Below are 18,097 nucleotides of genomic sequence, written 5' to 3'. Positions count from 1 at the left end.
GATATACTACAAACATTAAATACAACTTACACTTGGACAGATACGTGCATAATCGCAGTTATGAATTTTGGGTCAAAGCTTCAAGCATAGTGACCATGGTCATGGTGAGCCTAATGATTGCGACCAAAGCATGGGCTTGGCTGGCGTCGGGTTCGGCGTCAATGCTTGGCTCATTAACCGACTCATTAATGGATATTACCGCGACGCTAATGAGCTTTTTAGTTTTATCGTATGCACTGCGTCCTGCGGATGATGACCACCGGTTTGGTCACGGTAAAGCGGAGGCGCTTGCAGGGTTAGGCCAAGCTGCATTTATTGCGGGCTCGGGCTGTTTATTAATGTTTCACGGTATCGAGCGATTAATAAACCCAGTTGAGCTTTCGCACTCATTATTAGGTGTATGGGTGAGTATTTTTGCCATTGCTTGTACCTTGGTAATTGTATTTGTGCAAAATAAAGTCGTGAAGCACACAGAATCAATCGCTATAAAAGCCGACTCCGTTCACTACAAGGGCGATTTAATTTTAAATGCGGCGGTATTGCTTGCTATTTTACTCGCCTACTATGGCGTACTGTATGCCGACCCATTGTTTGCTATCGGTGTGGCAGGTTATTTATTGTATAACAGTTGGGATATAGCAACCGAAAGTGCCTCGCATTTAATGGACAAAGAGCTACCCGATGAAGAAAAGCAAAGTATTTTTGAAATAGCGCGTAACCATAATGATGTTTATGGCGTTCACGGTATTCGCACTCGACAGGGCGGTAAAGTTAAGTTTATTCAACTGCATTTAGAGCTTGATGACAATTTACCACTTATTCGTGCCCACAAAGTGGCAGATGAAGTGGAGCTGATGATCACTCAGCAATTTGAATCTGAAGTTGATATTTTGATTCACCTAGATCCGCTGTCGCTTAGTAGTTAACCTATTGAATCACAAAATTTATAAAGGCTTGTTAGCAATGGTTGGCGAATTTCGTCCCGCTCAAAAAACAGCTCGTGCTTAGCCCCTTTAAACTGCTTTATTAGGGTGTTTTTATGTCGGCTTGCAAGCTTATGCTGGGCTTGGTTATCAACCACTTCGTCATTTTCTGCGCTGGCTATAAATAACGGGGTTGTTATGGATAGTTTATCGAGCGCTTTAATAAATGAAAAAACAGTATGCAGCCAGCCATAGGTAACACCGCCTAATTGTAATAGTGGCGTTTGCTGATAAGTTGCCCTAAATTGATCATAGCGTATTTGGCTACTGGTTAAAGTGTTAAGCGCAAACTCTTCAGGTGTATAATCGCTTTGTCCTAACGCATAACACCCTGAGAACCCTAATAATGACGCACTGGCGGCGATAAACTGTGCTACGGGTTTTGGTATTCCTTTAGTATGAATATCAAACATGGGCGCAGATAAAAACGCCCCACTAAAGTCATGTGAGTAACGTGCTAAGTAATCAAACGCAATAGCGCCGCCCATTGAATGGCTAAGCAGTAGTTTTTTACCTTGCCAGTGCTGCTTTACCACCTCAAGATTGAATTGATTGAGATCGTGACTGTAATCTTCAAATTGTTTGACATGGCCTTTATGGGGGTTTTTTAATAACCGATAAGAGCGCCCTTGGCCTTGGTGATCAACAATAAAAACAGCAAAATTATTACAATAAAGCTCCCAAAGCAGCTCTTTGTATTTATCGAGCCCTTCAATGCGCCCAGAACTAATAACAATGGCAGTGTGAGCCTGTTTAGGCTTAGCGTAAGCATAAAATAATTTACCGGCAGCCGTGCTTAAATAGGCTTTTTTGAGTGTATTAGTATAAAACTCATTAATGGCAGGCAGGTTATTTTCAAACTCGCTTTCATTGCTATAAAACATGGTTTCTCTTTTGTATTGGTAAGCTTATCTCAACGCATAACCCGCCAGCGTCCTTATTTGATAAAGCTAAATTTCCGCCGTGGGCAATCACCGCATTTTTTGCAATGGCTAAACCCAGCCCAGTGCCGCCGCTGACTCGGTCGCGGGCGTCTGATTGCCTAAAAAATGGCTCACATAGTTTATCAAGTTGCGCTGCGGGAACGCCAGGGCCGTCATCACATATTTGTATAGTGATGATATCACTGTGTTTTAAGGTGATGCTAATAGTATGTTGTGCGTATTTAATTGCATTACGTAAAATATTTTCTAGAGCACTGGCAATCAGCATTTCGTCGCACTCTATATTTACCTCAGCATCACCTTGAATATGCAGCGTTTTATTGTGCTGTTTTGCTTCAAACTGAGCATCGTTAATCACATGGTCAACAATAACTTGTAACGACTGCGCTTGCAGTGATAAAGGTTGGCTATTGGCTTCTAAGCGCGATACCTGCAATACATCGGCTATCATTTTATCAAGTTGATTTGCTTCTTTTTCAATACGCAATAAATACGATTGGCTGGCCTCACTCGCTTGCATTTGCGCCAGCCCTGTGGCCATTTTTAAGCGTGTTAGTGGGGAGCGCAATTCATGGGATATATCGGCAAGTAAACGCTTTTGAGCGCTAAGTAGTTGCTCTAATTGATCAGCCATACGGTTAAAATCGCGTCCTAAAACTCCAAGCTCATCTTTTCGTTGACTATTTATTGACGCGCGCGCACTTAAATCGCCATTTGAGAGCCTAATTGCAGCTTGTTTTAAACTATTTATAGGGGCAATTAAGTTACGACTAAATAAAAAGCTTAATGTAAGTGAGGCGATAATGGCGATAGAAATTTTTAACCAAACCGGCAACAATCTTAAGCGAATAAAGAGCGGTCGCTGTTGATTTATATCGATTTCATATAACGCAAATTCGCCTTCAGGTACTCGAATGCGCACAGGGCCAAAAGCTTGGTAATATTCAGTAAAAATAATTTGAGGTGGCATGCCTTCACTAAAGTTCAGTAAGCTAAAATCAATATTATTCTCAACTTTTTTACTGATCAAAAACTCATCGCTACTTAGTGAATTTAAATAAAGTAACTTGCGTTTACTCAAACGCGGGTGAGTAATAATGTCATGAATAGAGCGCTTGTGTTTATGTGCACTACGTTCGATACCTCGCGCCAAGTGTTCTAGATTTTTTTGCATGGGCCCTTTTAGGGGGTCATGGCTAATAGCATTGATCAGCGAAATATTACTTAAGAAAAATAGCGCAGTAAAAGTGCCAATGATCGTTAGCCAAAACCAAGCAAAGACTTTAAAAAACAAATAATGTCGAGGGTGTCTTAACCAGCTAAAACGCGTTACTTTACTCTCCTTGGATAAAGACATAACCCGTCCCTCGAATAGTTTTAATTTTTTCACCCGCGATATGCTCGGCTATTTTTTTTCGAATATTACTCACATGCATATCAATTGAGCGGTCAAACGAAGCTAAGCGCCTCCCGAGCACTTCTTCACTTATTTGCTCTTTGCTGACAACTTCGCCGGCATTTTTAATCAATAACACCAGTACTTCGTACTCTGTGCCAGTCAGTGTGAGGGTGTGCTCGTTAATAGCGGCCTCTCGGGCTGCCAAATTAACTGTAATGCCATTTACATTCATTTTGCTAGGCGTTGCAACGTTTAGGCTATTAATATGCTCTATGCGGCGGGTAATGGCTTTTACACGGGCAAGCAACTCGCGGTGATTAAAGGGTTTAGCTATGTAATCGTCTGCGCCAAGCTCTAGGCCAAAAATGCGGTCAAAGTCTTCGCCTTTTGCAGTGAGCATAATGACCGGAGTTAGCTTGGTTTGCCTAAGCTGTTTAAGTACTTCAAAGCCATCAAGGGTGGGGAGCATTACATCAAGCAATATCAGCGCGTAGTCATTTGACAAAGCAAGCTTTAAGCCTTGCTCGCCATCGTGAACGCTTTGTACGTCAAAGCCTTGCGCGGCTAAATATTCAGTGAGTAGTTCGCACAAACCTGTGTCGTCATCAATCATTAATAGCTTCATTTCAAACCCTTAGGCAATTTCTATATGGATATTTTACTTCTTAAATTGTGTAAAAGTGAATCTTTACACAACCTTTACACTGCTTTGCGTTACTTTGCGTTGCAAGCGGTATAGTTAACTCACTGGCTAAGCAGCCACAATCAAATTCAATCCATCCAATATTAAGGTGATGATTATGACTAAAGTAAATACACTTTCAAAATTAGTACTTATTTGTGGTCTAGCAACGGCTACACTTGGTGCCAGTAGCGTATTAGCAAAAGGCGGCATGCACGATAAGCAAGGGCATTCTCAAGCGCGTTTTTTACTCTCTGAGCGCGGCGCCGACAAACTTAGTCTAACCGACGAGCAGCAAACTAAGCTTGAAGCTATTTTTGAAGCGCAAAAAACGCAAATGAAAGCGCTACGTGGCGGCGATAAAGAAGCACGTAAAGCTCAGCGCGAAGCGCATAAAGCAAAAATGGATGCACTACTTAGCGCTCCAACGTTTGACGAAAACGCGGCGAAAGAGCTATTAACCGCACGCCAAGATAAGAAACAGCAATTGGGGTTAATTAAATTAAAAACCCAGCATCAAGTAATGCAATTGCTTAACGCTGAGCAAAAAGAAAAGTTAGCTAAAATACAGCAGCGCCGCAGGTAATAGGTGCGAGGTTTTAACCCCATGGCCAGTAACTCGTTGTCTGAAATATAAAATGCGCGGCATAAAGCCCCGCGTATTTACAGAATATTTTGAACCACAGAGGGGTAGAGGCGCTTTGCGCTCCACAGAGTTGCCTGTTGCTAAAACCTAAAACCTAACACTGACGCGGGTTAAACCCGCTGCTACAGGTATAAAAAAACCTTGCTATGTTAACAGCAAGGTTTTTAAATTTCTCGAACCTCGAACCTCGAACCTCGAACCTTTAAAAATCACTTAAAAAAGTCATCTTCGTTTTTTGCCATCATTGCTTCAATATCTTCAATCATGTCTTGGCTGAACTCATCTGCAGATGTAATCGGCGCTGAAATTTTATTATTTTCAAACGACCATTCACCTAAATCAATAAGTTGGCAACGTTTTGAACAAAAAGGGCGATTCGGACTTTGTGCTGACCATGCTACTTTTGCTTTACAGGTTGGGCAGTTAACCACTGTTGGCATAATTTACTCTCACATTAATATAGGCTTTGCGACTCAATTTATAATAAACAGCTAAGCTTTCTATTTAAAAACTAGTGACACGGTTAATCTCAGCAAGTGAGGTCACACCCTCTGCAGCTTTACGAATACCCGATAAACGCAAATTGTTATATCCTGCTTTAAGTGATACCTCAGCAATTTCTAATGAGTTACCGCCGCGCATTATAATTTGCGCTATTTCAGGCGTAATTTTCATTACTTCGTAAATACCAACACGGCCTTTGTAGCCATCGGTACAGTTTTCACAGCCTTTAGGTGCGTATAAAACCATGTCTTGAATTTGTTGTTCACTAAAGCCTTGGCGTATAAGCTCTTCGCGAGGTAATTGCTCTGGTGTTTTACATTTAGAGCATAATCTTCGGGCTAAACGCTGAGCTATAATTAAACTAATAGAACTGGCCACATTATACGCGGGTACACCCATATTTAACAAACGAGTAATTGTTTCTGGCGCTGAATTGGTATGCAGTGTTGAGAGCACCAAGTGACCGGTTTGCGCCGCTTTAATTGATATTTCTGCAGTTTCTAAATCACGTATTTCACCCACCATCACCACATCGGGATCTTGACGTAAAAACGCCCGCAGTGCATTAGCAAAGGTCATATCGGCTTTAGTATTTATTTGTACTTGGTTAACCCCTTCGAGGTTAATTTCTACCGGATCTTCAGCGGTACTAATATTCCGCTCCGGCTGATTGAGTATATTTAAGCCCGTATAAAGTGATACCGTTTTACCAGAGCCTGTCGGCCCGGTAACCAAAATCATGCCTTGCGGTTGCTCAAGTGCATCGAGGTATAGTTTTTTCTGCTCGGGTTCATAGCCTAATACATCAATACCTAGCATGGCACTTGATGAATCAAGAATACGCATTACAATTTTTTCGCCCCACAAAGTGGGCATGGTACTAACACGAAAATCAATACTTTTACGCTCAGTGATTTTAAGCTTAATACGGCCATCTTGTGGTTTACGCTTTTCTGCAATATCCAGTCGCGACATTACTTTTATTCGCGCCGATAGCTTACTGGCCAATGTTTTTGGCGGGCTGGCAACTTCGTGCAAAATACCATCTATGCGAAAGCGAATACGATATTTGTGTTCATAAGGTTCAAAGTGTAAATCTGAGGCGCCTTTTTTTATTGCATCCATTAAAATTTTATTAATGTAGACAATTATCGGGGCGTCGTCTTTGTCATCGTCTTTAGGGGTGTGTTCTTTGTGCTGCTCAGAATCGAGTTCAGCAAACTCTTTAAATTCATCTTCACTTAAATTTAAACTGCCAGTGGCATCGAGTAATTGCTCAATTTTGTTATCGAGCTGGACGTAGTCAACCACAACCACTTCGCACGATAAACCCGTGCTAAATTCAAAGTTTTCAAAAGCGCCGTAATCGGTAGGATCTGAGGCGGCAATATACACTTTTCTGCCTTTTTGTACCAAAGGCAAAATGTGGTGTTTGCGGATCAGCTTTTCTTTAACTAGCTCGGCAGGAATTTGTGCAACATTAAAATCTTTTAAATCAAAAAAAGGCACTCTAAATAAATCAATGCATTGCTGCGCTAAATCTTTACTGTCTATTTTTCCACATTTAGAGATAAGCTCTGCGGTTGAGGCAAAGTCTTGCTGCCTGGCTTTTATGGTATCGGTATCAACCCGGCCGAGGGTAATAAATTTTCTTAATAACGGTGAGTTAATATTCATTGCGCACCTGATTTAATCCTTCATTTGTCAGCAATTTATCAGAAAAAAGAAAGGAATACATTAATCGTACCAATGCAGCAGATAATTTACTGATAAAAATATCAGTTTATTGCGCTGTGATTGGGTTAGTCACTCTATATTGTAGACTTTGCTTGCTGTAAATAATAATTATGTAGCTTAAGTAAGTCTTGTTTTACATCGCTTAGGTCGCGGTTATTATTTAAAATATCATCCGCTTTTTGTTGTTTTTGCTCACGAGACATTTGTGCGTCAATAATTTGTTTTGCTTGTTCAGTGCTTATATTGTCGCGCTGTGTAGTACGTGCAATTTGCACCTCTTTGGGAACATCTATTAGCAAAGTACGATGACAGTAGCCATCAAGCCCATTTTCAAATAATAGTGGGGCAACTAACACCACGTAGTCGCTTTGCGCGTTTTTTAAGTCAGTGAGTAGTTTAGTGCGTATTAAAGGGTGCAGCAGGGCATTGAGCCACGCTTTTTGCTCAGCGTTACTAAAAATACGCGCTCTTAGCTCGCCACGATTTAAAGCGCCATATTCATCGAGTATATCATTGCCAAAATGCGCAATAATCGCTTTTAAGCCATCAGTGCCGGGTTCAACCACTTGGCGAGCCACTATATCTGCATCCACAATAGTAATACCTAGTGCTGCCAACATATCGCTAACTGCAGTTTTACCGCAGCCAATCCCGCCGGTTAGCCCTAGCACCCAGTTATTTTTATGATGTTGTGTATTGCTCATAGTTAGTAGCCAATAAAATTAAAATAGCTGTTTTGCAGTTGTGTGCCCCATAGCATAGTGATCCAACCGGCTATTGCTAAGTAAGGGCCAAAAGGAATAGGCGTTGCTTTGTCTTTACCTTGAATGCTCAGCAGGGCAATGCCAATTACAGCGCCAACCACACTTGAGAGCAAAATAATGGCTAATAGCGACTGCCAGCCAAGTAGAGCACCAAACACCGCAAGTAATTTAAAGTCGCCATAGCCCATGCCTTCTTTGCCGGTTAATAGCTTAAATAGCCAAAACACACTCCACAGGCTTAAATAGCCGCAGGCGGCCCCGATTATCGCATCACTCGGGCTTATTGTTACGCCCATTACAGCGGCTATAAGCGCAAGCCATACTAGCGGTAAAGTAAGCTGATCGGGCAGTAACATGTGATCAATATCAATTAAAGTCAGTGCTACCAATGCCCAAGTAATGGCAACATATAATAAAGCCTGCTCTGTTGCGCCAAAGGTGTAGGCAACCACTAAACTTAAAATAGCGGTAATGGCCTCAACGAGAGGGTAACGCACTGATATTGGGTTGTTACAGGTCGCGCATTGTCCTTTTAAAATTAACCAACTAATAATGGGAATATTTTGCCATGGCTTAATGGCTGCTTTGCACTTTGGGCAACATGAATTGGGTTTAACTAAGTTAAACGTGTCAGTAGTGTGTTCAGTGGTCTGTTCAGCCTTTGGGCTGGTTAGTTCATCGGCTAATAATAAGCGGCATTCAGTTTGCCATTCTTTTTGCATCATTACTGGCAAGCGATAAATCACCACATTTAAAAAGCTACCAATACATAAACTTACTAGGCCAATCGTGGTTAAGTAAAACCATAAATGGCTTTGCATTGCGGTGATGATATCAATAAAAAAAGTATGCATTTATCTTACCTAAAACTAAATTCTGCGTTGATAATACAGTGGTTTTATATAAGTGCAAAGTTAGGATTAGGTTAAAGGTTAAAGGTTAAAGGTTAAAGGTTAAAGGTTAAAGGTTCGGGCTACGAGTTGCGGGTAACCACCGCGTTTTAATTGTTCTGTAGGCGGGGCTTTATGCCGCGCACTTTAGTTGCGGGCAACGGGCTTCGGGTAACGGGCCTAGAAACTCGAAGCTCGAAGCTAAATAACTGAACCTAGTTGGAATATAGGTAAGTACATGGCCACAATTAAGCCGCCAACTAATACACCAAGCACTGCCATTATTAACGGCTCAAGTAAGCTAGATAGGCCATCTACCGCGTCATCTACTTCTTGCTCGTAGATAGTGGCCACTTTTGCCAGCATGCCATCAAGCGAACCTGACTCTTCACCTATGGCGACCATTTGTACCACCATATCGGGGAATATTTTAGAGTTGCGCATCGCCCAGTTCATTTGGTTGCCTGAGCTTACCTCGGCTTTTATTTCTAAAATAGCATAACGGTAAACTGCGTTACCTGAGGCACCAGCTGCAGAATCCAAAGCATCCACCAATGGAACACCCGCAGCAAACGTGGTCGATAGGGTACGGGCATAGCGGGCAACAGCCGCTTTATTTAAAATCATACCGACAACCGGAAGCTTAAGTATGGCGCGGTCGGTAGCATCACGCAGTTTTAAACTTCTTAAATGGGCTTCTTTAAATAGATAACCAAACGCCACAACGCCAATGAGGGCTATCCACCAGTTGGCTTGCATAAATTCAGAAATAGCGATTACAAATAAGGTAAAAGCAGGTAGCTCAGCGCCAAAGCCATTAAAAATCTCCTGAAATTGCGGCACTACAAAAATAAGTAAGATAGAGGTTACAATCAGCGCCACCACCAATACTGCTATAGGGTAAAACATCGCTTTTTTAATTTTTGATTTAAGCGCTTCTGACTTTTCTTTATAAAGGGCAACGCGGTCAAATATTTTATCCAATGCGCCCGATTGCTCACCCGAGGCCACTAAGTCACAATATAAATCGTCAAAATAACGGGGGTGCTTTCTGAGTGCCAATGATAAGGGCTGGCCAGCTCTTACTTCATCGCCAATAGAGCCCATTAGTTTGCCAACACTTTTATTGTTGGAGCCAGAGCCTATCATTTCAATTGATTGAATTAGCGGCACACCGGCCATCAGCATAGTGGCTATCTGCCTTGTCACTAAAGCAATATCTTTTGGGGTGATTTTTTGTACGCTTTTTATACCAAACAGTGGCTTAGCTTTTCGCTTTACTTTTGAAGGGGTAATGCCCTGTTTGCGTAACTGTGCCTTAACTAAAGCTATGCTTGAGCCAGATAATTCACCTTCAAGCTTTTTACCTCTTGCACTCACTCCAACCCAGGTAAAGGTATCAATATTATCTTTTTTTGACATTATTTGATTTACATATTTGAGTTGTAAAAATATGTAAGGGATGTGGAAACAGCCCTTACATTATTTAAAAAATAAAATTAACAGTCTATCCAACCTTCAGTACAAGCGTTAGTACCCGATTTAGTTGCGACCGCCCACGTAATATTTGTGTTGTTTAATGTAGGAGTTAAAGTAATTGTATCATTTGTTCCATCGCCATCAATATCTCCTAGATTTAGAGATATAACACCATCAACAACGGCTGTAACTGCGCTCGCTGTTTCAATGGCTGGAACACCATTTTGGCCAGCATCACAAGGTGTTAAAATTCCACCTTCAGTTTGCGCGCAAATAGCAATTGCTGTTTTATATGAATTGGCTTCTGAAGCTTCACCTTGTGCTGTTGCCGAGCGGGTATATTGTTGATACTGCGGGAGTGCTACTGCAGCAAGAATACCGATGATTGCTACTACAATCATTAATTCAATTAGGGTGAAACCCTTTTGGTTTTGTTGTGTCATTGTTTGCATGTTTCCTCTCCTAAAGGATAATGTTGTGGTAAGCCAAACGGGTATAAGTTTTTAAACTGTAACTTATGTGTTTACTTAACCTGTTACTACAAAAATAAAATCATTTTGCCAAATTTAGTGCTGTGTTTAAGCGGTAAAATATTGGCCGTTAAAACACACACTGCATGGCGGTTATTCGTTAATTTGTCCCTTACTTGAGCATAAACCTAATTATTAAAAGTTAGTTATAACCCGCGTAAGTTACAAGCTAATTATAAAAATAAACCCTGTCGCTTATTTTTACTCTGTCCCTATAAATGCTTCTCCATTCTTTTTAACTAATTAAGTATTTAAAACTAGTCAATATGAATGAGTTTAACACTGTTTATTGCGCTTTTGTATGTAAAAACTTTATAAAAAACGCATTAATTTAATAACTTGTTACAAATAATCCTTTTGAATTATTTAATGCCCTTTTTTAAAACCTGTCAATCAATTAGCGCAAATAAAGAGTAAATATTTTTTGCATTATTTACTCAAATCGCATCGATAAATCGATTGATTGTAAATTTTTTGTAAGCGCACCGCTTGAAATAAAGTCGACCCCAGCTTGCGAGTAGGCTTTGAGTGTTTGTAAGGTCATATTGCCCGACACTTCAAGTTTTGCGCGCTTATTTGTAATGCTAACTGCTTGGCGTATTTGCTCGGGGCTAAAATTATCTAACATAATAATGTCGGCGCCTGCGTTAATGGCTTGCTCTAGCTCATCAAACGATTCAACTTCAACCTCTATAGGTTTATCGGCATGATTTAGCTTAGCTTGAGTAACCGCGTTATTAATTCCTCCACAGGCCGCTATGTGGTTTTCTTTAATTAAAAACGCATCAAACAAACCAATTCGGTGGTTTGCACCGCCGCCACACTTAACTGCATATTTTTGCAGCGCTCTAAGCCCTGGAATAGTTTTACGGGTATCGAGCAGTTGCGTGCTAGTACCGCTTAACTCTTTTACATAATGCGCTGTAGTTGTGGCTGTGCCTGAAAGCGTTTGTACAAAGTTAAGTGCGGTGCGCTCGGCTGTTAAAATAGCGCGAGCAGACCCAGAGGCAGTAAACAGCGTGCTATTGGCACTGACAAAGTCGCCATCGTTCACGCATATATTTACAACCACACTTGGGTCGACTTGTTTAAACACTTCAATAATTAGGTCTTTACCACAAAAAATGCAGTCTTCACGGGTGATCACTTTCGCATTGGCTTGCTCTGCTTGCGGAATAAGCTGTGCGGTAATATCGCCTTGTTCAGCGCTTTGATAATTTAGGTCTTCATTAAGCGCTAAGGTAACAAGTTGGCTAATTAGGGTATGCGAAATAGACATGAAAAAGCTCATAATAGATAATTAATTAACTAAATTTTACTCTGTTTAATTACTAAATAGAAGCGGCTAACAACTAAACTAATAATTAACACGTTAATCATATTGTATCGTTTAGTATTACGCTATCTTTATGGGCTTAAATCTATTAGCATCTTGATATACATCAATTTTGGTTGATTAACCTGAGCGCTAGATAATAAATGTATCTCAAGCTGCTATTTTGAGTAAACACTGTGTTGAATATATTTACAATAGTGTTTTAATTTTTTCGGCAACGGGCAACGGGCAACGGGCAACGGGCAACGGGCAACGGGCAACGGGCAACGGGCAACGGGCAACGGGCTTGACACCAATCCCTACCATTTTACTCAAAGAGCATTTGACATTGGGCATATAAATTTAAATCAAATAGTATGAAAATAGATTCTTTAGGCGTTATAAATAATATTAGCCAGCGGGCGTGTAGCCACTTTGACGAGCGACCTGCTCAGTGCGATATTTCGCTGTTGGTTATTCATAATATTTCATTGCCCGCAGGGCAGTTTAACACTCCGTACGTTGATGATTTATTTATGGGGTGTATTGATTGTAATGCGCACCCTAGCTTTAGTGACCTAGAGGGGCTTAAGGTGTCAGCGCATTGTTTTATTAAGCGCTGCGGCGAAGTTATACAGTATGTGCCTTTTGAAAAACGTGCATGGCATGCGGGGCGCTCCTGCTTTGCTGGGCAACAAAATTGTAATGATTTTAGTATAGGTATCGAGCTTGAAGGCACAGATACAACTAACTATACCGATGCGCAATATCAAAGTTTAGCTGCATTGGCGCAGGCTATTATGCAGCGCTACCCAAAAATAACAGCCAGTAATATAGTTGGGCATTGCGATATAGCCCCTGGGCGAAAAACCGACCCTGGAGCGAGTTTTAACTGGCGTAAGTTTTTTAACCTAATTAAATAACTAGGGTCTGTTGACCTTTCAAGGTTAAATTTGCAGCAGTCTGTTTGGTATTTAGGCAAGGCAGCGCCTATGTGGTGTGGTTATTCCCCATAAATAGGCGCTAACGTAGCATCAATGCCAAACAGGCGCTGCCCTTCGGGTTCTGCCTAGGGACGATTTACTCTTTGTTGCTCGGTTTTGACTTAGCCCACTAGGTTACAAACCTCGCGCCGCGATTAAATCGCCCCTAGTTTGAACAAATTATAATCCGCAAAGGTCAACAGACCCTAAATTAAGCGAGTAACAACATGATTTTGGTTTCAATAATAATAGCACTGATACTTGAGCGTTTAGGTGCTCGCTCTGCGCATTGGCAAATGAGTTATTACGCTAATGGCTACTTAACTCGCTCTGTTAATTTATTGACCAATAAAGGGTTATTTGGCACGGCTACGGGGTTCTTAATTTGGTTATTACTGCCTGTGATTGCTGTTGGGTGTGTGTATTTTTTATCTGACTTTGCACTTTGGCAACTTGTTTTTAATGTGGCGGTGTTACTCGTTTGTTTTGGTTGTGCTAAGCAACGTGCTTTATATAAATCGTATTTAAATGCACTGACCCGAGGGGATCAAACCGCTGCGTCTTTGTATGCTTTGCAATTAGGGCAAAAACGCACAGAGGAGCAACAAGGCGGCGAAACCTTAGGGCAAACGCTAGCTTGGGTTAATTTCAGGTTTTATTGCGCGGTTATATTTTGGTTTGTGGTATTGGGCGTTGCTGGTGCTGTTTTTTATGCATTAGTACGTACCTTTGCCGACTTAGTCAGTGACAACCGCGATGAAGTTATTGCTAAGCATTTTAAACTTATCCACCGTTTACTATTTTGGCTTGATTGGCTCCCAGCGCGTATTACCAGTTTTGGCTATTTAGTGATTGGTAACTTTAATAAAGGGACTAGCTGTTGGCTGCATTACGTGTTTGACTTTTCAAGCCCTAATCGCAAGGTGGTTACTTATACGGCGCTAGCGGCTGAACAAGTTGAAGAGCGCTACTATGGTTGCACCTTTGAAGCCACCTGTATGATCAAACTGGTTAAGCGAAATGTACTTTTTTACTTAGTGTTAATTGCTTTAATGACTTTATTTGGTGGTTTAAGTTAAAGAGCAGGGGTTAGGTGTTAGGTAGAGATTAAGTCAAGCAATGTGTTTAGCTTGGCAGCTGGCGGGCTGCGAGCAGCGGGGAATGGGGGGATGGGCTTAAAACCTTTAACCTTTAACCTTTAACCTTTAACCTTTAACCTTTAACCTTTAACCTTTAACCTTTAACCTTTAACCTTTAACCTTTAACCTTTAACCTTTAACCTTTAACCTAGACCCTAGACCCTAAACATGCGCGAGGTAAATTCTCACTTACAATATAAAAGTATGTTTATATTAGGTGCTATGTTTTATCCTACTGCCGAACCCCGAACCCCGAACCCCGAACCCCGAACCCCGAACCCCGAACCCCGAACCCCGAACCCCGAACCCCGAACCCCGAACCCCGAACCCCGAAAATTAAAATTAGCTGGTCTGACCATTTGTTTTTCATCTTATTAACCTTTCTTTATCCTCTGCATTCTGTGTATTATTTGAACTTTGTTTAAATTACCTTACGCTGGCCTTACGGCTTTAAAACTGCTGTAAATTGACAGTAATTACGGTTTTTGATAACGTATGGCAAAATTTGGTATGACCAATTTACCTTTTGGTCAGGTCATTCAGTTAAAAGCCTTATTTAATGGGCTGTTAGCATTTATACAACGCGGACGTTGATTGATGTCTTTAAAAATTAAAGCGGCAAAATTATCTGATGTTATTTTACAACAACTTGAGAACATGATTCTTGAGGGGTCGTTAGCACCAGGAGAAAAGTTACCACCGGAGCGTGAACTCGCTAAGCAATTTGAAGTGTCGCGTCCGTCGTTGCGTGAAGCCATTCAAAAGCTTGAGGCAAAAGGGCTCGTAACCCGTCGTCAAGGTGGTGGAACGTATGTAAAAAATCAATTGGAAGAGGGGCTGACTGATCCGTTGTTTGATTTGATCAGTAAACACCCCGAATCGCAATTTGATTTATTAGAATTTCGTCATGCGCTAGAGGGAATTGCGGCTTATTACGCAGCACTTCGCGGAACAAGCAACGATTTTGCAAAAGTAAAACAGAGCTTTGATCAGATTGCATTAGCTAAAGATGAATTAAAGCAAAAAGCCAAAGCGATTAATGACTTTCATTTTTGCATTGCTGAGGCGTCTCATAACGTAGTGTTACTGCATTTAGTAAGAGGGATGCAAAGCTTACTTGAGCAGAATGTTTTACAAAATTTAACGGTGTTACTTAAAAAGTCAGATATAAGCAGCCAATTAGCCGAGCACAGGCGTTTATTAATGGATGCAGTGATTGACGGTAATCCTGAACAAGCTCGTTTAGCGAGTAATGCGCATTTAGCCTATATTGAAGAAGCATTGCTTGAAGCGGGTAAAGAGCATTCGCGAATTGAACGTAGTTTAAGACGCACCAAACAAAATTAAGCAAGTACATTCACTGTTAACTTGATTCAACAGTGAAGTATTCAATACATAAAATTAGTATTTTAAACATAAGGAAACCTCCATATGTCTGAAGTCAATAAAATTGACGTAGACGCGCTAGAAACACAAGAGTGGTTACAAGCTCTTGAATCGGTTGTGCGCGAAGAAGGTGTTGAACGAGCTCAGTTTTTACTTGAGCAAGTGTTAGAGCAAGCCCGTTTAGACGGTGTTGATATGCCAACAGGCATTAACACAAACTACGTTAATACGATTCCGGTTGATCAAGAACCTGCCTACCCTGGTGATGTAAATCTTGAGCGCCGTATTCGTTCAATTATTCGCTGGAACGCGATTATGATTGTATTGCGTGCATCGAAAAAAGATCTCGACTTAGGCGGCCATATGGCGTCTTACCAATCGTCTGCTGCATTTTATGAAGTATGTTTTAACCATTTCTTCAAAGCGCCAAATGACGTTGATGGCGGCGATTTAGTCTATTACCAAGGTCACATTTCTCCGGGTATTTATGCGCGTGCATTTGTTGAAGGGCGTTTAAGCGCTGAGCAGCTTGATAATTTCCGTCAGGAAGTAGACGGTAAAGGCTTACCTTCTTACCCTCACCCTAAATTAATGCCTGAGTTTTGGCAGTTCCCAACGGTATCTATGGGCTTAGGTCCAATTTCTTCAATTTACCAAGCACGATTCTTAAAATATTTAGATGGCCGTGGCTTAAAAGACACTAAAAACCAACGTGTATATGCGTTTTTAGGTGACGGTGAAATGGATGAGCCAGAATCACGTGGTGCTATTTCTTTTGCTGCCCGTGAAAAGCTAGACAACTTATGTTACTTAGTTAACTGTAATCTACAGCGCTTAGATGGCCCTGTAATGGGTAATGGTAAAATCATTCAAGAGCTAGAAGGGCTATTTAAAGGCGCTGGCTGGAATGTTATTAAACTTGTTTGGGGCAGCGGTTGGGATATTCTGCTTGCTAAAGACACCACAGGTAAATTACTACAGTTAATGAACGAAACTGTTGATGGTGATTACCAAACATATAAAGCAAAAGATGGCGCGTACGTACGTGAGCACTTCTTTGGTCGTTACCCTGAAACTGCAGCACTTGTTGCTGATATGACCGATGAAGAAATTTTCGCCCTTAAGCGCGGTGGTCATGAGCCTTCAAAGCTGTTTGCCGCTTTCAAAAAAGCAGAAGAAACGAAAGGTCGTCCAACCGTGATCCTTGCTAAAACTGTAAAAGGTTACGGCATGGGTGAAGCGGCTGAAGGTAAAAACATTGCGCACCAAGTTAAGAAAATGGATATGTCGCATGTGGCTCACTTACGCTCTCGTTTAGGCTTAGATGATTTAGTATCAGAAGAGCAATTAAAAGAGCTACCCTACTTAGAGCTTGAAAAAGATTCTCCAGAGTACAAGTATCTACATGCGCGTCGTGAGGCATTACAAGGTTACACGCCAACACGTATTGCTAAGTTCTCTGAAAAGTTACAGTTACCAGAAGTTGATGCGTTCAAGCCGTTACTTGAAGAGCAAAAGCGTGATATTTCAACCACTATGGGCTTTGTACGTGCTCTTAATATTTTATTAAAAGATAAAGGCATTGGTAAAAATATTGTGCCAATTATTGCCGATGAAGCGCGTACTTTTGGTATGGAAGGTTTATTCCGTCAAATCGGTATTTACAACCCACATGGCCAAAATTACACCCCTCAAGACCGTGATATTGTTTCTTACTACAAAGAAGCAACCTCAGGACAAGTACTACAAGAAGGTATTAACGAGCTAGGTGCAATGTCGTCATGGGTTGCTGCTGCAACATCATACAGCACCAACGACTTACCGATGATCCCATTCTACATTTACTACTCTATGTTTGGTTTCCAACGTGTTGGTGACATGGCATGGATGGCTGGGGATCAACAAGCACGTGGTTTCTTATTAGGTGCTACAGCGGGTCGTACAACGCTAAATGGCGAAGGCTTACAACATGAAGATGGCCACAGCCACATTCTTGCAAACACAGTACCTAACTGTATTTCTTACGATCCTACTTATGCATTTGAAGTAGCGGTTATTGTGCAAGACGGTATTCGTCGTATGTACGGTGAAAACCAAGAAAACATTTACTACTACCTAACGCTTATGAACGAAAACTACCATCAGCCGGCAATGCCAGAAGGCGCTGAGGAAGGAATTCGTAAAGGTATTTACAAGCTTGAAAGCTACGAAGGTAAAAAAGCCAACGTACAGCTATTAAGCTCAGGTACTATCATGACGGAAGTACGCAAAGCAGCGGCCATTTTAAGTGATGATTACGGTATTGCATCAGATGTTTACTCTGTAACGTCATTCAATGAGCTTACCCGTGATGGCCAAGATGTTGAGCGCTTCAACATGCTTAACCCAGAAAGCGAGCAAAAAACAGCTTACATTACGAGCGTATTAAACGATTCAGTCACTGTTGCTGCAACGGATTACATGAAAAACTACGCAGAACAAGCGCGTTCATTTATCCCAAGCAATAACTACAAAGTATTGGGTACAGATGGTTACGGTCGTTCAGACAGCCGTGAAAACCTACGTCGTCACTTTGAAGTTAACGCAAGCTACGTGGTAGTTGCGACATTATCTGAACTTGCTAAACGTGGTGAAGTTGAAAAGTCAGTGGTTGTTGAAGCAATTAAAAAGTTCAACATCGACACTAACAAACTTAATCCACTGTACGCATAAGAGG

At 41.3% G+C, this 18,097-nt stretch carries 16 protein-coding genes; 6 read left to right on the top strand and 10 right to left on the bottom strand.

Features of this window, described 5'->3' with window-relative positions:
• Positions 1-44 precede the first annotated feature (44 nt).
• Positions 45-926: a cation diffusion facilitator family transporter gene (locus LOC50_RS11710; protein WP_462687478.1), complete on the top strand. Its 882-nt coding sequence runs from the start codon at positions 45-47 to the stop codon at positions 924-926.
• Here the strand turns inward: LOC50_RS11710 and LOC50_RS11705 are convergent.
• The 3 genes from LOC50_RS11705 to LOC50_RS11695 are packed head-to-tail and all read right to left on the bottom strand — an operon-like array spanning position 923 to position 3,951.
• Positions 923-1,867 carry an alpha/beta fold hydrolase gene (locus LOC50_RS11705; RefSeq protein WP_250653265.1) on the bottom strand — a complete coding sequence of 315 codons (945 nt, stop codon included), beginning with the start codon at positions 1,865-1,867 and terminating at the stop codon, positions 923-925. The genes LOC50_RS11710 and LOC50_RS11705 overlap by 4 nt on opposite strands.
• Positions 1,857-3,284 (bottom strand): ATP-binding protein, encoded by a 1,428-nt coding sequence (locus LOC50_RS11700; RefSeq protein WP_250653264.1) that lies wholly within the window; start codon positions 3,282-3,284, stop codon positions 1,857-1,859. Before LOC50_RS11700 ends, LOC50_RS11705 begins: the two co-directional genes overlap by 11 nt.
• Positions 3,262-3,951 carry a response regulator gene (locus tag LOC50_RS11695; RefSeq protein ID WP_036980247.1) on the bottom strand — a complete coding sequence of 230 codons (690 nt, stop codon included), beginning with the start codon at positions 3,949-3,951 and terminating at the stop codon, positions 3,262-3,264. The genes LOC50_RS11700 and LOC50_RS11695 overlap by 23 nt, the downstream gene beginning before the upstream one ends.
• Positions 3,952-4,126: 175 nt before the next feature.
• Between LOC50_RS11695 and LOC50_RS11690 the strand changes: the two genes are divergently transcribed.
• A complete protein-coding gene (locus tag LOC50_RS11690; RefSeq protein WP_036980246.1) occupies positions 4,127-4,594 on the top strand; it encodes a Spy/CpxP family protein refolding chaperone in 468 nt (155 codons plus the stop codon).
• A gap of 269 nt (positions 4,595-4,863) precedes the next feature.
• Here the strand turns inward: LOC50_RS11690 and yacG are convergent, their stop codons facing one another.
• The 7 genes from yacG to nadC form a co-directional block, all read right to left on the bottom strand.
• Positions 4,864-5,094: a DNA gyrase inhibitor YacG gene (gene yacG, locus LOC50_RS11685; RefSeq protein ID WP_250653263.1), complete on the bottom strand. Its 231-nt coding sequence runs from the start codon at positions 5,092-5,094 to the stop codon at positions 4,864-4,866.
• Positions 5,095-5,158: 64 nt separating this feature from the next.
• The gene (gene pilB / locus LOC50_RS11680; protein ID WP_036980245.1) at positions 5,159-6,835 is read right to left on the bottom strand and encodes a type IV-A pilus assembly ATPase PilB; all 1,677 of its coding nucleotides are present in this window, start codon (positions 6,833-6,835) and stop codon (positions 5,159-5,161) included.
• Positions 6,836-6,969: 134 nt separating this feature from the next.
• Positions 6,970-7,599, bottom strand: coding sequence for a dephospho-CoA kinase (gene coaE, locus LOC50_RS11675; RefSeq protein ID WP_250653262.1), 630 nt, complete (start codon positions 7,597-7,599; stop codon positions 6,970-6,972).
• Between the two features lie 2 nt (positions 7,600-7,601).
• The gene (locus LOC50_RS11670) at positions 7,602-8,513 is read right to left on the bottom strand and encodes a prepilin peptidase (RefSeq protein WP_250653261.1); all 912 of its coding nucleotides are present in this window, start codon (positions 8,511-8,513) and stop codon (positions 7,602-7,604) included.
• A gap of 237 nt (positions 8,514-8,750) precedes the next feature.
• Positions 8,751-9,971, bottom strand: coding sequence for a type II secretion system F family protein (locus LOC50_RS11665; RefSeq protein WP_250653260.1), 1,221 nt, complete (start codon positions 9,969-9,971; stop codon positions 8,751-8,753).
• A 77-nt stretch (positions 9,972-10,048) separates the two neighbouring features.
• The gene (locus LOC50_RS17380; protein WP_502934585.1) at positions 10,049-10,471 is read right to left on the bottom strand and encodes a pilin; all 423 of its coding nucleotides are present in this window, start codon (positions 10,469-10,471) and stop codon (positions 10,049-10,051) included.
• Between the two features lie 520 nt (positions 10,472-10,991).
• Positions 10,992-11,837, bottom strand: a complete 846-nt coding sequence (gene nadC, locus LOC50_RS11655) for a carboxylating nicotinate-nucleotide diphosphorylase (protein ID WP_250653259.1) — start codon at positions 11,835-11,837, stop codon at positions 10,992-10,994.
• A 413-nt stretch (positions 11,838-12,250) separates the two neighbouring features.
• Here nadC and ampD point away from each other — a divergent pair, with 413 nt between their 5' ends.
• From ampD to aceE, 4 genes are all read left to right on the top strand, one after another.
• On the top strand, positions 12,251-12,796 hold the full coding sequence (gene ampD, locus LOC50_RS11650; RefSeq protein ID WP_250653258.1) for a 1,6-anhydro-N-acetylmuramyl-L-alanine amidase AmpD: 546 nt from the start codon (positions 12,251-12,253) through the stop codon (positions 12,794-12,796).
• A 287-nt stretch (positions 12,797-13,083) separates the two neighbouring features.
• Positions 13,084-13,935: a beta-lactamase regulator AmpE gene (gene ampE / locus LOC50_RS11645; protein ID WP_033103693.1), complete on the top strand. Its 852-nt coding sequence runs from the start codon at positions 13,084-13,086 to the stop codon at positions 13,933-13,935.
• 657 nt (positions 13,936-14,592) lie between these two features.
• Positions 14,593-15,342, top strand: coding sequence for a pyruvate dehydrogenase complex transcriptional repressor PdhR (pdhR, locus tag LOC50_RS11640; RefSeq protein WP_008114937.1), 750 nt, complete (start codon positions 14,593-14,595; stop codon positions 15,340-15,342).
• A gap of 84 nt (positions 15,343-15,426) precedes the next feature.
• Positions 15,427-18,093, top strand: a complete 2,667-nt coding sequence (gene aceE / locus LOC50_RS11635) for a pyruvate dehydrogenase (acetyl-transferring), homodimeric type (protein ID WP_214553519.1) — start codon at positions 15,427-15,429, stop codon at positions 18,091-18,093.
• The last annotated feature ends 4 nt before the right edge of the window (positions 18,094-18,097 follow it).

It is taken from the genome of Pseudoalteromonas sp. SCSIO 43095, assembly GCF_023650455.1.
GTDB lineage: Bacteria > Pseudomonadota > Gammaproteobacteria > Enterobacterales > Alteromonadaceae > Pseudoalteromonas > Pseudoalteromonas tetraodonis.
Note: the sequence above shows the minus strand (reverse complement) of the source record. Positions and strands in the feature narration are given on the sequence as shown.

Coding starts and splice junctions, on each gene's coding strand:
- coaE (WP_250653262.1), bottom strand. CDS start 7,599: ATGAGCAATACACAACATCATAAAAATAACTGGGTGCTAGGGCTAACC.
- nadC (WP_250653259.1), bottom strand. CDS start 11,837: ATGTCTATTTCGCATACCCTAATTAGCCAACTTGTTACCTTAGCGCTT.
- yacG (WP_250653263.1), bottom strand. CDS start 5,094: ATGCCAACAGTGGTTAACTGCCCAACCTGTAAAGCAAAAGTAGCATGG.
- aceE (WP_214553519.1), top strand. CDS start 15,427: ATGTCTGAAGTCAATAAAATTGACGTAGACGCGCTAGAAACACAAGAG.
- LOC50_RS11705 (WP_250653265.1), bottom strand. CDS start 1,867: ATGTTTTATAGCAATGAAAGCGAGTTTGAAAATAACCTGCCTGCCATT.
- LOC50_RS17380 (WP_502934585.1), bottom strand. CDS start 10,471: ATGACACAACAAAACCAAAAGGGTTTCACCCTAATTGAATTAATGATT.
- LOC50_RS11690 (WP_036980246.1), top strand. CDS start 4,127: ATGACTAAAGTAAATACACTTTCAAAATTAGTACTTATTTGTGGTCTA.
- LOC50_RS11665 (WP_250653260.1), bottom strand. CDS start 9,971: ATGTCAAAAAAAGATAATATTGATACCTTTACCTGGGTTGGAGTGAGT.
- ampD (WP_250653258.1), top strand. CDS start 12,251: ATGAAAATAGATTCTTTAGGCGTTATAAATAATATTAGCCAGCGGGCG.
- LOC50_RS11670 (WP_250653261.1), bottom strand. CDS start 8,513: ATGCATACTTTTTTTATTGATATCATCACCGCAATGCAAAGCCATTTA.
- LOC50_RS11695 (WP_036980247.1), bottom strand. CDS start 3,951: ATGAAGCTATTAATGATTGATGACGACACAGGTTTGTGCGAACTACTC.
- ampE (WP_033103693.1), top strand. CDS start 13,084: ATGATTTTGGTTTCAATAATAATAGCACTGATACTTGAGCGTTTAGGT.
- pilB (WP_036980245.1), bottom strand. CDS start 6,835: ATGAATATTAACTCACCGTTATTAAGAAAATTTATTACCCTCGGCCGG.
- LOC50_RS11700 (WP_250653264.1), bottom strand. CDS start 3,284: ATGTCTTTATCCAAGGAGAGTAAAGTAACGCGTTTTAGCTGGTTAAGA.
- pdhR (WP_008114937.1), top strand. CDS start 14,593: ATGTCTTTAAAAATTAAAGCGGCAAAATTATCTGATGTTATTTTACAA.